16 protein-coding genes are annotated in these 19,555 nt (G+C 66.8%); 12 read left to right on the forward strand and 4 right to left on the reverse strand.

The genetic code is table 11. The features are described 5' to 3' along the window. Positions 1-65 precede the first annotated feature (65 nt). Positions 66-1,730, forward strand: a complete 1,665-nt coding sequence (locus tag ACGHX3_RS04800) for an amidohydrolase (RefSeq protein WP_394696586.1) — start codon at positions 66-68, stop codon at positions 1,728-1,730. A gap of 110 nt (positions 1,731-1,840) precedes the next feature. Here the strand turns inward: ACGHX3_RS04800 and ACGHX3_RS04805 are convergent, their stop codons facing one another. Further along, positions 1,841-2,719: a PhzF family phenazine biosynthesis protein gene (locus ACGHX3_RS04805; protein ID WP_394696587.1), complete on the reverse strand. Its 879-nt coding sequence runs from the start codon at positions 2,717-2,719 to the stop codon at positions 1,841-1,843. 31 nt (positions 2,720-2,750) lie between these two features. Then, the gene (locus ACGHX3_RS04810; RefSeq protein WP_394696588.1) at positions 2,751-3,629 is read right to left on the reverse strand and encodes a PhzF family phenazine biosynthesis protein; all 879 of its coding nucleotides are present in this window, start codon (positions 3,627-3,629) and stop codon (positions 2,751-2,753) included. A gap of 88 nt (positions 3,630-3,717) precedes the next feature. On the opposite strand from ACGHX3_RS04810, the gene ACGHX3_RS04815 reads away from it, so the two are divergent. The 5 genes from ACGHX3_RS04815 to ACGHX3_RS04835 all read left to right on the forward strand — a co-directional run bounded on the left by ACGHX3_RS04815 (position 3,718) and on the right by ACGHX3_RS04835 (position 10,410). Continuing rightward, entirely contained in the window at positions 3,718-6,348 is a 2,631-nt protein-coding gene (locus ACGHX3_RS04815) for a bifunctional aspartate kinase/diaminopimelate decarboxylase (RefSeq protein WP_394696589.1), read from the forward strand. Beyond that, positions 6,332-6,823 carry a hypothetical protein gene (locus ACGHX3_RS04820; RefSeq protein ID WP_394696590.1) on the forward strand — a complete coding sequence of 164 codons (492 nt, stop codon included), beginning with the start codon at positions 6,332-6,334 and terminating at the stop codon, positions 6,821-6,823. The genes ACGHX3_RS04815 and ACGHX3_RS04820 overlap by 17 nt, the downstream gene beginning before the upstream one ends. Then, a complete protein-coding gene (gene murL, locus ACGHX3_RS04825; RefSeq protein WP_394696591.1) occupies positions 6,820-8,175 on the forward strand; it encodes a UDP-N-acetyl-alpha-D-muramoyl-L-alanyl-L-glutamate epimerase in 1,356 nt (451 codons plus the stop codon). The genes ACGHX3_RS04820 and murL overlap by 4 nt, the downstream gene beginning before the upstream one ends. Then, entirely contained in the window at positions 8,156-9,559 is a 1,404-nt protein-coding gene (gene murD / locus ACGHX3_RS04830) for a UDP-N-acetylmuramoyl-L-alanine--D-glutamate ligase (RefSeq protein ID WP_394696592.1), read from the forward strand. Before murL ends, murD begins: the two co-directional genes overlap by 20 nt. A gap of 71 nt (positions 9,560-9,630) precedes the next feature. Next, on the forward strand, positions 9,631-10,410 hold the full coding sequence (locus tag ACGHX3_RS04835) for a dienelactone hydrolase family protein (RefSeq protein WP_394696593.1): 780 nt from the start codon (positions 9,631-9,633) through the stop codon (positions 10,408-10,410). A gap of 13 nt (positions 10,411-10,423) precedes the next feature. Here the strand turns inward: ACGHX3_RS04835 and ACGHX3_RS04840 are convergent, their stop codons facing one another. Further along, positions 10,424-11,422, reverse strand: coding sequence for a polyprenyl synthetase family protein (locus tag ACGHX3_RS04840; protein WP_394696594.1), 999 nt, complete (start codon positions 11,420-11,422; stop codon positions 10,424-10,426). A 153-nt stretch (positions 11,423-11,575) separates the two neighbouring features. Here ACGHX3_RS04840 and ssb point away from each other — a divergent pair, with 153 nt between their 5' ends. The 6 genes from ssb to ACGHX3_RS04870 all read left to right on the forward strand — a co-directional run bounded on the left by ssb (position 11,576) and on the right by ACGHX3_RS04870 (position 17,611). Then, positions 11,576-12,076, forward strand: coding sequence for a single-stranded DNA-binding protein (gene ssb, locus ACGHX3_RS04845; RefSeq protein ID WP_162338367.1), 501 nt, complete (start codon positions 11,576-11,578; stop codon positions 12,074-12,076). Between the two features lie 73 nt (positions 12,077-12,149). Next, positions 12,150-13,205: a dTDP-glucose 4,6-dehydratase gene (gene rfbB / locus ACGHX3_RS04850; RefSeq protein WP_394696595.1), complete on the forward strand. Its 1,056-nt coding sequence runs from the start codon at positions 12,150-12,152 to the stop codon at positions 13,203-13,205. Positions 13,206-13,217: 12 nt separating this feature from the next. Further along, positions 13,218-14,105, forward strand: a complete 888-nt coding sequence (gene rfbA / locus ACGHX3_RS04855; RefSeq protein WP_394696596.1) for a glucose-1-phosphate thymidylyltransferase RfbA — start codon at positions 13,218-13,220, stop codon at positions 14,103-14,105. Further along, positions 14,102-14,659 carry a dTDP-4-dehydrorhamnose 3,5-epimerase gene (rfbC, locus tag ACGHX3_RS04860; protein ID WP_394696597.1) on the forward strand — a complete coding sequence of 186 codons (558 nt, stop codon included), beginning with the start codon at positions 14,102-14,104 and terminating at the stop codon, positions 14,657-14,659. The genes rfbA and rfbC overlap by 4 nt, the downstream gene beginning before the upstream one ends. Beyond that, positions 14,656-15,555, forward strand: a complete 900-nt coding sequence (rfbD, locus tag ACGHX3_RS04865; RefSeq protein ID WP_394696598.1) for a dTDP-4-dehydrorhamnose reductase — start codon at positions 14,656-14,658, stop codon at positions 15,553-15,555. Before rfbC ends, rfbD begins: the two co-directional genes overlap by 4 nt. 94 nt (positions 15,556-15,649) lie before the next feature. Continuing rightward, positions 15,650-17,611 (forward strand): alpha/beta hydrolase family protein, encoded by a 1,962-nt coding sequence (locus ACGHX3_RS04870; RefSeq protein ID WP_394696599.1) that lies wholly within the window; start codon positions 15,650-15,652, stop codon positions 17,609-17,611. Positions 17,612-17,663: 52 nt separating this feature from the next. Here ACGHX3_RS04870 and ACGHX3_RS04875 read toward each other — a convergent pair whose 3' ends face one another. Beyond that, positions 17,664-19,469 carry a peptide MFS transporter gene (locus tag ACGHX3_RS04875; protein WP_394696600.1) on the reverse strand — a complete coding sequence of 602 codons (1,806 nt, stop codon included), beginning with the start codon at positions 19,467-19,469 and terminating at the stop codon, positions 17,664-17,666. Positions 19,470-19,555: the final 86 nt, after the last annotated feature.

A 19,555-nucleotide genomic window follows, 5' to 3' on the forward strand; every position in this document is an offset into this window, starting at 1 on the left:
GCTGCCGTTGCCGTCGTGCGCCGCACCGCGCATAGTCCACCGCTGGATCAGCGTGGGAGCGAGGCATGCGACATCTGGCATGGGGAATGGGCGGGCTGTTGATGTACGCGGGTGCCGTGCAGGCACAGGTGCAGGTGGTGACGGCGGCGCGTGTGCACACGTCCGATGCCTCACGGCCCGTCGCGGAAGCGATGGCATGGGATGCCGACGGGCGCATCCTGGCCGTTGGCGGCACGCGCGAGTTGCTTGCGCGCTATCCGGATGCGACACGCATCGACGCCGCCGGCAAGACGGTGATCCCCGGCCTGATCGATGCGCATGGCCATGTCATGGGGCTGGGATATGCCTTGATTCGCGCCGACCTGGTGGATGCGCAGGACAAGAACGAAGTGATCGCGCGGTTGCGCGCCTTCGAGAAGCAGCTGCCACCGGATGCGTGGCTGCTCGGCGGTGGCTGGGACCAGAACGACTGGCCGGGCAAGACCTTCCCCACGGCCGCCGATCTCGACGCCGCGTTCCCCGATCGTCCTGTCTGGCTCGAGCGCGTGGATGGCCATGCCGGCTGGGCGAACAGTGCGGCCCTGCGTGCGGTGGCGGCGAAGGCGCCGCGTCCGCTGGGCGGCGACTGGCAACCGGACGGTGGACGCATCGAACGTGTCGATGGCAAGCCAAGCGGTGTGTTCGTCGATGCCGCGATGGTGCTGGTCAATGCCGTGGTGCCGGCGCCCGATGCGGCCTACCGTCGGCAGGCACTGGAGAAGGCCTCGCAGGCGGCGGTGCGCAATGGCCTGACCGGCGTGCACGACATGGGCGTGTCGCGCGAGGACCTGGCACTGATGAAGCAGTTCGCCGACGAAGGTCGCCTGCCACTGCGCATCGATGCCTATGCGGACGGCGATGGCGCCGCACTGGCCGACCTGTGCGCGCAAGGCCCATATCGCCATGCCGGCGGTCGCCTGCAGATGACCGGCGTGAAGCTGTATGCCGATGGCGCGTTGGGCAGTCGCGGTGCCGCGCTGCTGGAGGACTACAGCGACGATCCCGGCAATCGCGGCCTGCTGGTGACCGAGCCGGCGGCGCTGGAGGTCGCCATGCGCAAGGCACGAGACTGCAAGGTGCAGGTGGCGACGCATGCGATCGGCGACCGCGGCAATCGACTGGTGCTGGATGCCTACCAGCGCGTGCTGGGCGATGCCGCCAAGACCGACCATCGCTGGCGCATCGAGCATGCGCAGGTGGTGGCGCCGGAAGAATTCCCGCGCTTCGCCGCCCTCGGCGTGATCGCCTCGATGCAGCCGACGCATGCCACGTCCGACATGCCATGGGCGCAGGATCGTCTGGGGCCGGTGCGCATCACCGGCGCCTATGCGTGGCAGCGGTTGCAGGGGAGTGGTGTGAAGCTGGCGCTGGGCTCGGATTTCCCGGTGGAGTCGGTGGACCCGCGGCGCGGCCTGCATGCAGCGGTGACAAGGCAGGACGGCAAGGATCACCCCGACGGCGGGTGGATGCCGGACCAACGTTTGAGCGCTGCCGAGGCATTGCGCGGATTCACCGCGGATGCCGCATGGGCAGGGCACGACGAGAAAGCGGTGGGCCGGCTCGCGCCGGGTCTGCACGCCGATTTCGTCATCCTGGACGAGGATCCGCTGGCGATTCCGGGCGAGCAACTCGACGACCTGCATGTCCGTTCGACCTGGGTCGACGGCAAGCCGGTCTACGAGGCGAAGTAGATCTTCGTTCTTGTGGGAGCGACGTCAGTCGCGAAAACGCGAGCGCCGACATTTGGTATTGCGACCGGAAGGCGATCGCGACTTACGTCGCTCCCACAAAGCCACCCCCACTACCAGTCGATCTCGCCGGTCACGATGGTGCGTACGTGGCCGCCGGACCAGACGTCGCCCGCGTCGTCCACGCGCAGTTGAAGACGCGCGTCGTAGCCGACTTCGCGGCCCTGGCTGACGATATAGCGGCGGTCGCGGCCGGGCAGCGCATCGCGCGACGCCAGCCAGGCCGCCAGCGTCGCGTTGGCGGCACCGGAGGCGGCATCCTCGAATGCGGCAGGCGTGCCGACGAAGGCACGTACGGCCAGGTCGTACGGCTGCCCAGGCGTGCGTGCGTACGCACAGACACCCATGCTTTCGCTGGCACGGGCGAGCGCGCCGATGGCTTCCCAGTCCGGTATCGCTCCACGCAGTGCGGCCTCGTCGCGCACCTCCGCCAGCCACCAGCGGCGACCGCCGTCGACCAGGGCGGGCGGCAGGTCGCCGGCAGGTAAAGTTGCGAGGGCCGCACGCAGCACATCATCGGAAGCCGGCTCACCGATCTTCACGACGTGTGCCCGCGGCGTGCGAACGGCGATCGTGCGCGAGGCGCCTTCGCCATCCACGCGCAGCGGCAGCACGCCGGCTGCGCCTTCCTGCATCAGCAGGCCGTCGACGGGCGAGGCGAGGCCGGCATCGAGCACGACATGGGCGGTGCCGACGCTGGGATGTCCCGCGAACGGTACTTCGCGGCGCGGGCTGAACATGCGCACGGCATAGCTCGCGCCCGGCTGCGTGGGGGCGAACACGAATGTCGTTTCCGGCAGGCGCGTCCAGCGAGCGATGGCCTGCATGGCGGCGTCGTCGAGGCCGGCGGCGTCGAGGACGACGGCCAGCGGGTTGCCGGCGCCGGGGCGGTCGGCGAATACGTCCAGCTGGACGTAGCGGCGGAGGGTCATGGGGGACGTTGTCGCGTGGGGGCCGCGCAGCTTACCAAGTCATCCGGCCGTCGATGACCAACTGCACCTGACCGCCGATCCAGACCTCGCCTTCGTCATCGACCTGCAAGGCGACACGACCGTCGCGGCCGAGTTCGCGCCCCTGGCTGGCGGTATAGCGCCGGTGGTTGCCGGGCAGCGTGTCGGCGGCGTGGAGTGCGGCAGCAATGCACGCGTTGACGCTGCCGGTAACCGGATCTTCCGGGATGTTGTCGGCCGGGCAGAAGGCACGCACGGCGAGGTCATGGTCGGTGCCCGCCGGCGTGCGGCCGAAGACCGCCAGGCCGACGGCCGCGGTCGCCTGCGTCAGCGCGGCGATGGCAGGCAGGTCGGGCGCCAGGCGCCGGACGGCATCGGCGTCCTCCAGTTCAACGAGCCACCACGAAGGTCCGTTGTTCCAGAGGGCGGGGGCCAGGCCCGCGATGGGAAGGTGCGCGACCACGGCGTCCAAGAGGGCAGGCGATGCTGTTGCATCGACGCGACGTGCGCGCGGTGCCCGCAACCGGATCGCCCGCTGGCGTCCGCTGCCGTCGATACGGACCGGCAGCAGGCCGGCCGCGCATTCCTGCACCAGCCTGTCCGCGTCATCGGTCAGGCCGGCCTCCAGCGCCACCCAGGTGGCGCCGACGCTCGGATGCCCCGCGAACGGCAGCTCCTGCCGCGGGGTGAAGATGCGGATGCGGTAGCTGGCGTGCGGGGTGGTCGGCGTCAGGAAGAAGATGGTTTCGGAGAGGTTGGTCCAGGCCGCGAACGCCTGCATGCGGTCGGTATCCCAGCCATCGGCATCCATGACCACCCCCAGGGGGTTGCCCGCGCCGGGACGATCGGCGAATACGTCGACCTGCAGATAGCGGTGGGAGGTTCGTTGCATGCGGTACGGTCCGGTCGGGCCCGGGAGCTTGGGCTAGAATCGACGGTTCACGCCCGAAGGGTTCGGGCATTCCACCTCCATTCTATCCATGCCCTCTGCCACCCCCGCGTCTGATCGTTGGATCGTCCTCAAGTTCGGCGGCACCTCGGTGTCGCGTCGCCACCGCTGGAACACGATCGGTACGCTGGCGAAAAAACGGGCGGACGAGAACGAGGCCCGGATCCTCGTGGTGGTATCGGCGCTGTCCGGCGTGACCAACGAACTGACCGCGATCGCCGACGGCGCCGCGGACAGCGCCGAGCGCGTGGCGACGCTGGAGCTGCGCCATCGCGAGTTCATCGCCGAACTGGAATTGGATGCCGATGCTGTGCTCGGTGACCGCCTGGCCGCGCTGCGCAACCTGCTGACCGATCCGCGTGCCGCCAGCCGCGCGCTGGACTGGCAGGCCGAGGTGCTGGGGCAGGGCGAACTGCTTTCCTCGACGATCGGCGTCGCCTACCTGCGCGCGCAGGGCCTGGATTTCGGCTGGGTCGACGCGCGGCACTGGCTGCAGGCGAACTTCCTGCCCAACCAGAGTCCTTGGGCGCAGCGGCTGTCGGTGTCGTGCAATACCGCGCCCGACCAGGACTGGCGCCGTGCGTTCGCCGGCCAAGCGAACCGGATGCTGCTGACGCAGGGCTTCATCTCGCGCCATGCCGACGGCGGTACCGCCATCCTCGGCCGCGGCGGCTCGGATACGTCGGCGGCGTACTTCGGCGCCCTGCTCGGTGCGCAGCGCGTGGAAATCTGGACCGACGTGCCCGGCATGTTCAGCGCCAATCCGCGCGAAGTGCCCGACGCCCGCTTGCTGACCCGCCTGGACTATTACGAGGCGCAGGAAATCGCGACGACCGGCGCCAAGGTCCTGCACCCGCGCTCGATCAAGCCCTGCCGCGATGCCGGCGTGGCGATGGCGATCCTCGACACCGAGCGTCCCGAACTGCCCGGCACCACCATCGACGGCACGGCATTGACCGTGCCCGGCGTGAAAGCGGTCAGTCGCCGCAACGGCATCGTGCTGGTGTCGATGGAAGGCATCGGCATGTGGCAGCAGGTCGGCTTCCTGGCCGACGTGTTCGCGCGTTTCAAGAAACATGGCCTGTCGGTGGACCTGATCGGCTCCTCGGAGACCAACGTCACCGTGTCGCTGGATCCCAGCGAGAACCTGGTCAACACCGACGTGCTGGCCGCGCTGTCGGCGGACCTGGCGGAGATCTGCCGGGTCAAGGTGATCGCGCCGTGCACGGCGATCACCCTGGTCGGGCGCGGCATGCGTTCGCTGCTGCACAAGCTGTCGGACGTGTGGGCGATGTTCGGTCGCGAGCGCGTGCACCTGATCTCGCAGTCGTCGAACGATCTCAACCTGACCTTCGTCATCGACGAGGCGGACGCCGACGGCATGCTGCCACTACTGCACGAAGCCCTGATCGAAAGCGGTGCGATGCCGGCCGACGAAGCCAGCGTGTTCGGCCCCAGCTGGCGCGAGATCAACGGCGCGGTACGTCATCGCGGGGTGCGCTGGTGGAGTGCGCCCGCAGCGCGCGACCGCCTGCTGTCGCTCGCACAGGGCGAAACGCCGCGTTACGTCTACGACCTGGACGTCGTGCGTGCGCGGGCCCGCGCGTTGGCAGCGATCACCGCGGTGGATCGGCGCTTCTTCGCCATCAAGGCCAATTCGCACCCGGCCATCCTGCAGGCGCTGGTGGAAGAAGGCTTTGGTCTGGAATGCGTCTCGCGGGGCGAACTCGAGCGCGTGTTCGAGATTGCGCCGTCGCTGCCGATGGAGCGCGTGCTGTTCACACCGAGTTTCGCACCGCGCGCGGAGTACGCGTTCGCGCTGGAGCGCGGCATCAACGTCACCCTCGACAACGTCGAAGCGCTGCAACAGTGGCCGGAGGTGTTCCGCGGACGCCGGCTGTGGCTGCGCGTGGACCTGGGCCGCGGCGACGGCCACCACGACAAGGTCAAGACGGGCGGCAAGAGCTCGAAGTTCGGCCTGCCGCTGGCCAAGATGGACGAATTCCTCGCCGCGGCGCGGGCGATCGACGTGCGCATCACCGGCCTCCACGCGCACCTCGGCAGCGGTGTGGAGAGCGCGCAGCACTGGAACCAGATCGCCGATGAACTGGGTGGACTGGCCGACCAGATCGGCACCATCGAGACGATCGACATCGGCGGCGGCCTGCCGATTCCGTATGCCGAAGGCGACGAGCCGTTCGACCTGGCGGCGTGGGGCGAAGGCCTCGCCGCGATCAAGGCCGCCTACCCGGCCTACCAGCTTGTCATCGAGCCGGGTCGCTACCTGGTCGCCGAATCGGGCGTCCTGCTGGCGCACGTCACCCAGGTCGTCGAGAAGCTCGGCATCCGTCGTGTCGGCAGCGATGCCGGCATGCACACGCTGATCCGCCCGGCGCTGTACGACGCGTGGCACGACGTGGCCAACCTGTCGCGCCTGGACGACACCGAACAGGAGCCGTTCGACGTGGTCGGTCCGATCTGCGAGTCGAGCGACATCTTCGGCAAGCGCCGCAAGCTGGCCTCGGCGACGGCCGAAGGCGATGTGCTGCTGTTCTCCGATGCAGGTGCCTACGGATTCGTGATGGCCAGCCATTACAACCTGCGTGGTCTGCCGGCAGAGGACGTCATCGAAGGAGTGTCCGGCGATGTCGCCGCGGGCTGAGTTCATCGGAGCCAGCCTGCTGGTTGCCGCGGTGCTGACGGTCGGCATCGCGTGGCTGGTGGGGGTGGAGCGTCATGCCGGCATGCGGGACGTCGCCTCCGCGCTGCGCATCGCGCCTGCCGTACTGCTGGCGGCGGGTGTAGGTGCCTGGTTTTCCATCCGCTGGCATGGGCGCGTCGTGGCGATGGGCCGCCACTGGAAGCCGGGAGGCATGACGCTGCGTACCTTGCTGGTGGTGTTCCTGCTGTTCCCGCTGGCGCTCGCCGCCTGGGCGGCGGTCGCGCTCGCGATCGACCAGATGGCCGCCGCGAGTCCGGGCAACCTGCGGGAATCCCTGGCCTGGTTGCCGGTCATCGTCTTTTATGGCTCGCTGGCGGCGATCGTGTTCGGCGCCGCACCCGCGTTCCTCCTTGAATACTTCGCCTGCCGTCGCTACCTGCGACGGCAGGCCGTTCCTTGTACGGACCCCGCATGACGAACTTCGACAAATCCGCCATCCGCGCCTTCCGCTTCGTCCGCTGTTCCTTCGAGACGGAAACCGGCGTCGTGCGGCTGGTGTACGCCTTCGACGACGGCCCGGAGCTGACGGAAACCGTCACGATTCCCGGCGCGCCGTTCACGCTGGATGCCACGCGCACGCAGGCGGTCGAGCAGGCAGTGCGCTTGCTGCACCTCATCACTGGCGTCAGCTACTACAAGGCCGCGGTGCCGAACGAGATCCGCATCGACGGTTATGCCATCGACCCAGCGACCGCCGTGCTGATGGAGCAGGTCTACGTGCACGGGCTGGGCGAGTTCGCCTACCGCAACGGCCTGAGCCTGCATGGCCGTGTGCGTTTCCCGGTCGGCGCTCAGGCGAAGTCCCGCGCGCCCGCCGCTGGCCTGCATGAGCATGCGCTGGTCGCCATCGGCGGCGGCAAGGATTCGCTGGTCAGCATCGAGGCGCTGCGGGGTGCCGGCGTCGACCAGACGGTGACGTGGATCGGCGGTTCGCAGCTGATCGCGGCCTGTGCAGCGCGTACGGGCCTGCCCACGCTCAACATCGGCCGTGCGCTGGCGCCGGAGCTGTTCGAGTACAACCGCCAGGGTGCGTGGAACGGGCATATCCCGGTCACCGCGATCAACTCGGCGATCATGGTGCTGGCCGCGCTGCTGCACGGCGTGGACCAGGTGGTGTTCTCCAACGAGCGCTCGGCCAGCTACGGCAGCATGATTCCCGGCACCGGCGAAGTGAACCACCAGTGGTCGAAGGGTTGGGCCTTCGAGCAGGCGTTCGGCGACTATGTCCAGTCGCATGTCGCCGCGGATCTGCATTACTACTCGTTGCTGCGCCCGCTCTCGGAGCTGGCGGTGGCGCGGCAGTTCGCGCGCACCGACCACTACGACGCGCATTTCTCCAGTTGCAACCGCAATTTCCACCTGCTCGGCGAGCGCCCGACCAACCGCTGGTGCGGCGTGTGCCCGAAGTGCCACTTCGTGTTCCTGGCGCTGGCGCCGTTCATGCCCAAGCCGCGCCTGGTCGGCATCTTCGGCCGCAACCTGCTGGATGACGTGAACCAGACGGGTGGGTTCGATGCGTTGCTGGAGTACCAGGACCACAAGCCGTTCGAATGCGTTGGCGAGGGCCAGGAGTCGCGTGCGGCGATGGCGACGCTCGGCGACCGGCCGGAATGGCGCGAGGACGCGATCGTTGCGCGCTTCAACCACGAGATCCGCCCGCAGCTCGATGCCGCGGAACTGGCGGTGGCGCCGTTGCTGGAAATCGGCGGCGAACACCGCATTCCCGCCGCGCTGTGGGAGCGCCTGCGTGCGAATTTCGCAGCTTGAGGGCAAGCGTGTCGCCCTCTGGGGCTGGGGTCGCGAAGGCCGTGCCGCCTATCTCGCGGTACGTTCGCGCCTGCTTTCGATGCCGCTGACGCTGTTCTGCAGCGAGGCGGAAGCCGTCGAGGCCGCCGCGCTGGACGACAAACTGCTCTCTGTCGAGACACAGGCGACGGCAGAGCGGCTGTCGGCGTTCGATGTTGTCATCAAGTCGCCTGGCATCAGTCCCAATGGACCGGCAGTGGTGGCGGCCACGGCGTCGGGCACGCATTTCATCGGCGGCACCAGCCTGTGGTTCGCCGAGCATGCGGGCGACAACGGTGTGGTCTCGAACACCTTCTGCGTCACCGGCACCAAGGGCAAGAGCACCACGACCTCGCTGCTGGCGCACCTGCTGCGCGCCTCCGGGCGCCGCACCGCACTGGTCGGCAATATCGGCGTGCCGATGCTGGAAGTGCTGGATCCGCAGCCAGCGCCCGATGCGTGGGCCATCGAGCTGTCGAGCTACCAGACCGGCGATGTCGCGGTGAGCGGTGCGCATCCCGATGTCGCCGTCGTGCTGAACCTGTTCCCGGAACACCTGGACTGGCACGGCAGTGAAGCGCGCTACATCGAGGACAAGCTGAAGCTCGTCACCGACGCGCACCCGCGCATTGCCGTGCTCAATGCGGCCGACCCGCGGCTGGCCGCACTCCGGTTGCCGAACAGCGAGATCCGCTGGTTCAACCGCGCGGACGGTTGGCATCTTCGCGAGGATGACCTGTACCGCGGCGATGTGTTCGTCATGGACACGCGTCCGCTGCCGCTGCCGGGTCGCCACAACCGCAGCAATCTCTGTGCGGTGTTGACCGCGCTGGAAGCGACGGGCATCGAAGCACGACCGCTGGCGGCGCACGCGCAGTCGTTCCGTCCGCTGCCGAACCGCCTGCAAGTGATGGGCACGCGTGACGGGATCACCTGGGTCAACGACTCGATCAGCACTACGCCACACGCCACGCTGGCCGCGCTGGACTGTTTCGCCGGCCGGCGCATCGCGCTGCTGGTCGGCGGGCACGACCGCGGCGTGGACTGGTCCGAGTTTGCCGAGCACATGCGCGACGGTGCGCCCGCAACCATCGTCACGATGGGGGCCAACGGCCCGCGCATCCATGCCCTGCTTGCGCCGGTGGCGCAGGAGGCCGGCTTCACGCTGATGGCCGCCGGGACGTTGCCGGAGGCGGTCGCTGCCGCGCGGGCGGCCCTGGGCGAAGGCGGCGTCGTGCTGCTGTCGCCTGGCGCGCCGAGCTTCGGCCAGTACAAGGACTACGTCGCGCGTGGCCGTCATTTTGCCGAACTGGCGGGCTTCGACCCGGACGCCATCACGGCGATTCCCGGTCTCGGGATCGCCTGACGTCACCTGCCGTCGACGTCACCGCAAGCATGCGGTCTTACACTCGGCAGGTCCCCCACGAGGAGCCTGCCATGCGCCGCCTGTTACTGCCCTGCCTGCTGTCCCTGCTGTGGTCGCCCGCGCTGCTGGCGGCGCCGGTCGCCAAGCCCGTTGAATGGAAGATCGGTAGCGATACGTTCTCCGGTTATCTTGTCTACGACGACAGCGTGAAGACCCCGCGTCCGGGCCTGGTGATGGTGCCGAACTGGAAGGGCGTCAATGAATCTGCGATCGAGAAGGCGCACCTCGTTGCCGGCGACGACTACGTGGTGCTGGTCGCCGACGTCTACGGCAAGGGCATCCGACCGAAGACCGATGCCGAGGCCGGCCCCGTGGCCACCGCGATGCGTGCCGATCGCCCGAAACTGCGGGCGCGGGTCCAGAAAGCCGTCGAGGTCTTGAAGCAGCAGCCCGCTTCTCTGGTGGACCACGCACGTATCGGTGCATTCGGTTACTGCTTTGGTGGCAGCACGGTGCTGGAACTCGTACGCGCCGGCAATGCATTGGCAGGCGTGGTCAGCCTGCACGGCGGATTGGCGACCGATCTTCCTGCGGCGGGGCCCGTGAAGACGCCGGTGATGGTGCTCAACGGCGGCGACGATACCTATGTCTCGGCTGCGGAGATCACGGCGTTCCAGGACGAAATGCGCAAGGCCGGCGCCGACTGGCAGTTCGTCAACTTCAGCGGCGCCGTGCATTGCTTCGCCGAGTCCGACGCGCAGAACCCGCCCGGCTGCGTCTACCACGAGCGCTCGGCAAAGCGTGCCTACCGGATGATGGCGGACTTCTTCGCCGAGGTATTCGCGAAGTGATGCGGTGCGCGGGTCAGTGCCCGCGCTCCACCGCGTAGCGCGCCAAGCCGCGCAGGGCGGCCAGGGCATCGGACTCGGGCAGGCCGTCGAGCGCCTGCTCGGCCAGCGTGGCGTAGTGATGCGCGCGCTCGCGGCTGTAGTCCAGGCCGCCAGTTGCGCGGATGGCGGCCAGCACTTCGGGCATGGCACCCGCGTCGCCTTCCTGCACGATGGTGCGCAGGCGATCGGCAGTGGCGGCATCGGAGTGGCGGATCGCATGGATCAGCGGCAGCGTCGCCTTGCCTTCGGCCAGGTCGTCACCGAGGTTCTTGCCCAGCGCTTCGGCGTCGGCCGTGTAGTCGAGCACGTCGTCGGCGATCTGGAAGGCATAGCCCAGCGCCATGCCGTAGTCGTAGAGCTTCTGCGGGACGTTGCCTGCCGCGCCCGATGCCATCGCGCCCAGCTGCGTGCCGGCGGCGAACAGGACGGCAGTCTTGCGCTCGATCACGCGCAGGTAGGCGGCTTCGTCGGTATCCGGATTGTGGACGTGCAGCAACTGCAGCACTTCGCCCTCGGCGATGCGGTTGGTGGTGTCGGCCAGCAGGCGCATCACGTCCATGCGGTCCAGTTCCACCATCAGCTGGAAACTGCGCGAATACAGAAAATCGCCGACCAGCACGCTGGGCGCATTGCCCCACAGCGCATTGGCCGTGCTGCGGCCGCGGCGCAGGTCGGATTCGTCCACGACGTCGTCGTGCAGCAGGGTGGAGGTGTGGATGAACTCGATGATGGCCGCCAGCTGGTGGTGGTCCGGCGTGGTCGGCCCGCAGGCCTGGCCGGCCAGCACCACCAGCATCGGCCGCAGGCGCTTGCCGCCCGCCGAGATGATGTGGTCGGCGATCTGGTTGATCAGCACCACGTCCGAGGCCAGCCGCGCCCGGATCAGGGCATCGACGTCGGCCATGTCGGCCTGGGCGAGCGATTGGATGCCGGACAGGGAGAGGGCGGGGCGGGGCGATTCGACGACGGACATAGGACGATGGGCCGGGAAGTCGCGGAATTATAGGCGTCCGCGTGCGGTAATGCCCTATATGAGAGTCGGCGAAAGGCCGATGGCCGGGGTGCGGCAGGTATACTCCACTGGTCTTTGCCCGCGCTCGGCGGGCATCCCTGAACGGATATCGATATGGCCCGCGGCATCAACAAAGTCATCCTGGTCGGCAACCTCGGCAACGACCCCGAAACCCGCTACACGCAGGGCGGCATGGCGATCACGCGGATCAGCCTGGCCACCACCAGCGTGCGCAAGGACAAGGACGGCAACCAGCAGGAACGCACCGAATGGCACCGCGTAGTGTTCTTCGGCAAGCTCGGCGAGATCGCCGGCGAATACCTGCGCAAGGGCAGTTCGGTGTACGTCGAGGGCTCGATCCGCTACGACAAGTACACCGGCCAGGACGGTCAGGAGAAGTACTCCACCGACATCATCGCCGACGAGATGCAGATGCTCGGCGGCCGCGAAGGCGGCGGTGGTGGTGGCATGGGTGGCGGCGACCGTCCGGCGCGTACGCCGCGCCAGGAGTACGGCAACCAGGGCGGTGGCGGCGGCCAGCGTCGCCAGGCGCCTGCACCGGCTTCCCAGCCGGCGCCGATGGACGACTTCGCGGATGACGACATTCCGTTCTGATCGCCATCTCCGCGTAATCAGGATTTTGACTCGAATCTGGCGTGACCAGGATTAACTTTAGAAGGAGCAATACATGCCGACTTGGCTCGTGACCGGCGGTGCCGGTTTCATTGGTGGGAATTTCGTGCTGCGCGCGGTCGGCAGCGGTGTCAAGGTGATCAATCTCGACGCGCTGACCTACGCGGGCAATCTGGATACGCTGGCATCGATCCAGGACAACCCGTTGCATTTATTCGCACAAGGAGACATCGGCGACCGCGAGCTGGTGTCGGGCCTCCTCAAGGAACACCAGCCCGATGCGGTGGTGAACTTCGCCGCGGAGAGCCACGTCGATCGGTCCATCGACGGTCCCGGCGCCTTCATACAGACCAATGTCGTGGGCACACTGGGGCTGTTGGAGGCGACGCGCGATTATTGGAAGGCGCTGGACGGCGAGCGCCGCGAGCAGTTCCGCTTCCTCCACGTGTCTACCGATGAGGTCTACGGCTCGCTGGGCGACACGGGCAAGTTCACGGAGACAACGCCTTACGCGCCCAATTCTCCCTATTCGGCATCCAAGGCCGCGTCCGATCACCTCGTGCGCGCGTTCCACCATACCTACGGTTTGCCGGTGCTGACGACCAATTGCTCCAACAACTACGGTCCCTATCATTTTCCCGAGAAGTTGATTCCGCTGATCATCGCGCGAGCCCTCGCCGGTGAGCCGTTGCCGGTGTATGGCGATGGCCAGAACGTGCGCGACTGGCTGTTCGTAGGCGATCACTGCAGTGCGATCCGGACGGTCCTCGAGAAGGGGCGTGTCGGTGAGACATACAACGTGGGCGGCAACGCCGAGAAGCAGAACATCGAAGTCGTGCATACGGTCTGCGCGTTGCTCGATGCACGCGCGCCGCGCGAGGACGGGCAGCCGCGCAGCAGCCAGATCACGTTTGTCGCCGACCGCCCCGGTCACGACCGCCGCTACGCGATCGATGCCTCCAAGCTTCGTGACGAACTGGGATGGGAGCCGGCGTATACCTTCGAACAGGGCATTGGTGAGACGGTTGACTGGTACCTTTCCAACCAGGACTGGGTGAAGCGTGTCCTGGACGGCAGCTACCGCCTGGAACGTATCGGCACCGCCGCTTAAGGAACTGACATCATGACGACGCGCAAGGGCATCATTCTCGCGGGCGGTTCCGGCACCCGTCTTTATCCGCTGACGCAGGCTATCAGCAAGCAATTGCTGCCGGTCTACGACAAGCCGATGATCTACTACCCGCTCAGCGTACTGATGCTGGCGGGCATACGTGAAGTACTGGTGATCAATACGCCCCACGAGCAGGCGCTGTTCAAGACGCTGTTGGGCGACGGGTCCCAGTGGGGCATGGACATCCAGTACGCGGTGCAGCCCAGCCCGGATGGCTTGGCGCAGGCCTATCTGATCGGTCGCGACTTCGTTGCAGGCAAGCCAAGCTGCCTCGTGCTCGGCGACAACATTTTCTACGGACACGGTTTCACCGAACAACTTCGCCGTGCTGATGCACGCTCCGATGGGGCGACTGTTTTCGGCTATTGGGTCAACGACCCCGAGCGCTATGGCGTGGCCGATTTCGACGAGGTGGGACGTGTCGTGGGTCTTGAGGAAAAGCCGACGAAGCCGCGTTCCAACTATGCAGTCACCGGGCTTTACTTTTACGATGGGCGCGCGAGCGACTACGCGGCCTCGCTCGCGCCTTCGCCGCGAGGCGAACTGGAGATCACCGACCTGAACCGCTGTTACCTCGATGCGGGCAATCTGCATCTCGAGCAGCTCGGGCGAGGACACGCGTGGCTCGATACCGGCACGCACCAGTCGCTTCTAGAGGCATCGAATTTCATCGAGACCATCGAGGCGCGCCAAGGATTGAGGGTAAGTTGTCCCGAAGAGATCGCGTACGGCAATGGTTGGATTGATGTCAGCCAGCTGGAGAAATTGGCAGCTCCGCTAGCCAAGAATGGATATGGGCAATACCTGCTCTCACTCGCTGCACGCGGAGTTGTTAAATGAAAATCGTAGAAACCAAGTTGCCAGGCTGTGTCGTCATCGAGCCGGCCGTGTTCGGAGACGAGCGTGGCTTCTTCTTCGAAACCTGGAACGCCGAACGTTTCGGCGAGCGCGGGCTGCCGACGACATTCGTCCAGAGCAACGTGTCGTCGTCGTCCCGCGGTGTGCTTCGTGGCCTGCACTACCAGTGGCCGAACCCGCAGGGCAAGCTGGTCAGTGTGCTGGAAGGTGAGGTCTACGACGTTGCTGTCGACATCCGGCGTGGTTCTCCCACGTTCGGTCAGTGGGAGGCCGTGATGCTCAGTGCGGAGAACAAGCGCCAGTTCTGGATCCCGGAAGGCTTTGCGCACGGGTTTGCCGTGGTGTCCGAGCGCGCGGTGTTCAGCTACCTCTGCACCGCCGTGTACGACAAGGTGGCGGATGCCGGCGTGCGCTGGGACGATCCTGCCATCGGCATTGACTGGCCGATCAGCGATCCCCAACTGTCGGCGAAGGACGAGGCTGCCCCGTTGCTGGCCGACGTCGCGCCGGAGCGACTGCCGACGTTCGCGCCATGACCATCCTGTTGCTGGGTGCCAATGGCCAGGTGGGGCATGAACTGCGGCGCAGCCTGGCTCCCTTGGGGAGTATCGTGGCGACAACACGGTCCGGTGAACTGCCGGATGGCGGGCGTTGCGAGATCGCCGACTTCGACCGTCCGGACACGCTCGCCGAGCTTGTGCAGCGCATTGCGCCCGTCGCCGTCGTCAATGCGGCTGCGTACACGGCGGTGGACAAGGCCGAAGACGAAGAAGCTGCTGCATTCCGTGCCAATGCGGAGGCACCGGGCATCCTGGCGCAGGCCTGTGCTGAGCGCGGTATCCCGTTCGTCCATTACTCGACCGACTACGTGTTCGACGGGCAAGGCACCCATCCTTACCGCGAAGACCAGGCGACGAGGCCGCTGGGCGTCTATGGCGCCAGCAAGCTTGCCGGTGAAGAGACGGTCCGCCAGGCAGGCGACAACCACCTGATCCTCCGCACAGCATGGGTATACGGAGCGCGAGGCCACAATTTCCTTCGCACCATGTTGCGCCTTGGCGCAGAGCGCGAAGCGTTGAACGTGGTTGCCGATCAGACTGGCACGCCGACGCCCGCCTACCTGATCGCCGACGTCACGGCGAGACTGCTTGGCATGACGGCGCCCGCGCGCGGCACGTTGCACCTGACGGCGAGCGGCGGTACGACGTGGCACGGGTTTGCCGAGGCGATCATGCAAGGCGCCGCAACGCGAGGCTTGCTGGAACGGGTTCCGCGTATCTCACCGATCACAAGTGCCGAGTTTCCGACGCGTGCGCGACGTCCTGCTTATTCGCGCATGGATGTTTCGGCACTGGAAGGCGTGCTGGGCACGCCGCTACCGCACTGGCAGCAAGGCCTCGACCGCGTGCTGGATCAGATCGCGAAGGCCTGAACCGCCGTCGTGGCCCTTCGCCCGAGTCGCGATTGCAGGCCGTTCGTTGGGCCTTTATTGTGTGCCACAAAGGACATCCTTTGGGGGAAGGACGATGAGGAAATCGCTTCTGGCCGGCCTGGCGGCCGGTCTCTTGTTGTGTTCGCAGTTCGCCGTCGCGCAGGTCGACGTGCAGCGCTTCATCCGCAAGGACAAGTTCGAGAGCATCAAGATATCGCCTGGCGGCGAGTACCTGGCGGCGACGGTGCCGCTGGAGGATCGCACGGTGCTGGCAATTATCCGGCGGGCGGACAACCAGCTGACCGGCACCTTTGCGCTCGCCAAGAATTCGCATGTGTCCGGCTTCTGGTGGGTGAATCCAGGGCGTGTGGTGCTGTCCGTCGCCGAGAAGTTCGGCCAGTTGGACCAGCCATTGGGGACCGGTGAACTGTTCGCCATGGATGCCGATGGCGGAAAGGCGACCGTCCTGGTCGGTTACCGGATCGGCACGCAGCAGGTGGGCAGCAACATCCAGCAGAAGAAGCCCGAACAGGTCCATGCATTCCTGGTGGACAGTCTGCCGGCAGATGACAAGGGTGTCGTGGTGTCGATCTGGCCTTGGAGCGACGATCCATTCACCCGGGCCGAGCGGCTGGACGTGTATACCGGCCGGCGCACGCCTATCGCGCGGGCGCCGGTACGCAATGCCGACTTCACCACCGACAACCTGGGCCAGGTGAGATTCGCGCATGGCGCGGGCATCGACAATGCGCGCAAGCTCTACTACCGCGATGGCAAGGGAAGCGACTGGCAACTCGTCAATGACGAAGCCGTCAGCAAGCGCGCTGAACATCCGCTCGGTTTCAATCGCGACCAGACCATCGCTTACCTGCAGGTCGAGCAGCCATCCGGCCCGGATGCGGTCGTGGCCTGGAACATCGCGACAGGTGAGCGCAAGGAGGTGCTGCGCAATCCGAATGTCGATCCGGACAGTATCGTGTACTCGCAGGACAGCGACATGGTACCGGTCGGTGTGGTGTTCGCAGACGGGAAGCCGTCGGTGCGGTTCTTTGCCGATGATGTTCCGGAAGCGCGGCTTTACCGCAGCCTGGAGGCCGCCTTTCCGGGAGAAGCGGTCAAGGTCACGTCGCGGACGGCCGATGGCCAGCTGGCGCTGGTGCAGGTCAGCTCCGATCGCAATCCGGGCGACTTCTACCTGTTCAATGTCGAGGCGAAGAAGCTGGACTATGCGCTGAGCCGGCGCGACTGGCTGGATCCGGAGGCGATGGGGGCGACGCAGCCGGTCAAGCTGAGCGCGCGCGATGGCACCGATCTGCATGGGTTCCTGACCCTGCCCAAGGGTGCGTCCGGCAAGCAGATGCCGATGGTCGTGCTGCCGCATGGCGGTCCGTTCGGCATCCGCGATTACTGGGGCTTCGATCCGGAAACCCAGTTGCTCGCCAGTGCCGGCTATGCCGTGCTCCAGGTGAACTTCCGTGGCTCGGGTGGTTACGGGCGGAGTTTTCACCAGGCCGGCGCGCGTGAATGGGGCAAGTCCATGCAGGACGATGTCACGGACGCAACACGTTGGGCCGTACAGCAGGGCATCGCCGATCCGCAGCGCATCTGTCTCTATGGCGCGAGCTACGGTGCGTATGCCTCGCTGACGGGCGTGGCGAAGGAGCCGGATCTGTACCGGTGCGCCGCAGGATATGTGGGCGTCTACGACCTTGGCATGATGCATACGCGCGGCGATATCCAGCGACGTGGTTCCGGCGAGACCTATCTCAACGAATGGATCGGTCCACGTAACGGCCTGGTCAGCGTGTCGCCGGTCAACATGGCCGAACGTATCAAGGTGCCGGTGTTCCTCGCCGCCGGTGGAGAGGACGAGCGCGCACCCGTCCAGCACACCGAATTGATGGAGCGTCGCCTCAAGGCTGCGGGCGTACCCGTGGAAACGCTCTACAAGAAAACCGAAGGCCACGGCTTCTACAAGCCAGAGAACCAGCAGGAGTACTACACGCGGCTGCTCGCCTTCTTCAATCGGCATCTCGGCGGCGCGACGGCGAAGTAGTCCAGCCACCCGTGTCCTGCCAACCAACGGCGCCCTCGGGCGCCGTTGCTTTTCATGCGCTTCGCATCATCCGCTTCAACACCGGCGACACGATCAGCGCGACCGCGCCGCAGCCCAGGCCGATCCACATCATCAGCCAGAACAGATCGGCATAGCCGGTCGCCGCCTGGGCGAGATCCCAGACCTCGCCCTCGGGAACATCGAGGGCGGCCAGCTTGCCGAATTGCGCGGCCAGCGTTTCGGAAAACGCAGTGGCGAGCAGCCACATGCCCATCATCAGGCCGACCACGCGCGGCACCGACAGCTCGGTGACCGCGGCCAGGCTGACCGGCGCGAGGCACATCTCGCCGATTTCCAGCAGCAGGTAGGCCAGCACCAGCCACCACACGCTGGCCATCACGCCGGTCTCGCCGACCTGCTGTGCGGCGAGGGCGAGCGGCACGAACGACAGGCCACCGAACACCAGGCCCAGTGCGCCCTTGAACGGCTTGGAAGGATCGCGCCCGCGCCGCCCCAGCGCCGCCCACAGCCATGCGAACACCGGTGCCAGCACGACCAGGAACAGTGCGCCGAGATACGTGAGCGAGCCTGCCGTCTGCGGCAGCACGAGCGAATCGCGCAGCACCAGCGCGACCATCACGCCCGCCACGCCGAGGAAGATCGTGCGGGCGGCCGACGTGGCGCCACGTTCCGATGCGCGCACGGCCATCACGAACGCGACCGGCATGGCCAGCAGTCCCCAGGTCGACCACGGTGCCGTGCCGATGAACAGTCCGAGGTTCGCCGCCAGGCTGTCCGACCACACCAGCACGCCCGGCGCATGCACCAGCGACGGGAACAGGTCCTTGGTCAGCAGGCGATCGGTGAACATCACCCACGAGCCATAGGTCTGCTCGTACAGGGTGAAGAACACCAGGCACATGAAGATCATCGCCATCAGCGCGAGCATCTGCCGCCGCTGGGTCGCGGTGCATTGTGTGGTAATGAACCAGCCGAACCAGCCGAGCACCAGCAGCAGCACGACCAGCATCAGCACCAGGGCGAGCGACAGCTCGCCGCCCAGCGCGAACGCGCCGTTCGCCGCGGCCCACATCAACCATGCTAGGGGCAGTACGCCGAGTCCCGCGCCGAGGTAGATCGTCCATTCGCGCCTCACGCCCAGCACGGACGCACGAAGTGCTGAAGGCGAGGGTGGTTCCGCATGCCCTTGCAGATAGCGCTGGCCCCACAGGAACATCGCCAGCCCCAGCAGCATGCCGATGCCCGCAGCACCGAAGCCGTATCGCCAGCCCAGCGTTTCGCCCAGGTAGCCGCACACCAGCGACGCCAGCAGCGCGCCAAGGTTGATGCCGGCGTAGAACAGGCTGAAGCCACCATCGCGACGCGGATCGCCAAGCGGATACAGGCGACCGACGATGCCGGTGATGTTCGGCTTCAGGAAGCCCACACCCATGACGATCAGCGCCAGCGACAGGTACATCGTGCGCAGCGCGCCTTCGTCGCGCGTTACCACACCGCCGTCGGACACGGCCGCCACGCCCTCCAGCGCCATGCCGGCATGGCCCGCGACCAGCAACAGGCCGCCGAACACCACGGCCTTGCGCATGCCCAGCCAGCGGTCCGCCAGCAGGCCGCCGATCACGGGAATGCAGTAGACCAGCCCGCCGTAGGCGCCGATCAGGTCGTAACCCGCGCCGTCGGCGAACAGGTGGTACTTGGTGAGGTAGAGCAGCAGCAGCGCCTTCATCCCGTAGAAGGAGAAGCGCTCCCACATCTCGGTGAAGAAGCAGACGTAGACGCCCTTGGGATGGCCGAGAAAGTCGTCGCGGCCGGGAACGGCGGGGGAAAGAACGCTCAAGCACCGCTCCGGGCAAGGAAAATCCGTGGCGAGTATAGCGGCCGGTCCGGAAGGCCCCGCGGCAGCTGGACTTGCCGGGCGGTGAA

Origin of the sequence: Pseudoxanthomonas japonensis (genome assembly GCF_043632995.1) — a bacterium.
Taxonomy (GTDB): Bacteria; Pseudomonadota; Gammaproteobacteria; order Xanthomonadales; family Xanthomonadaceae; genus Pseudoxanthomonas_A; species Pseudoxanthomonas_A japonensis.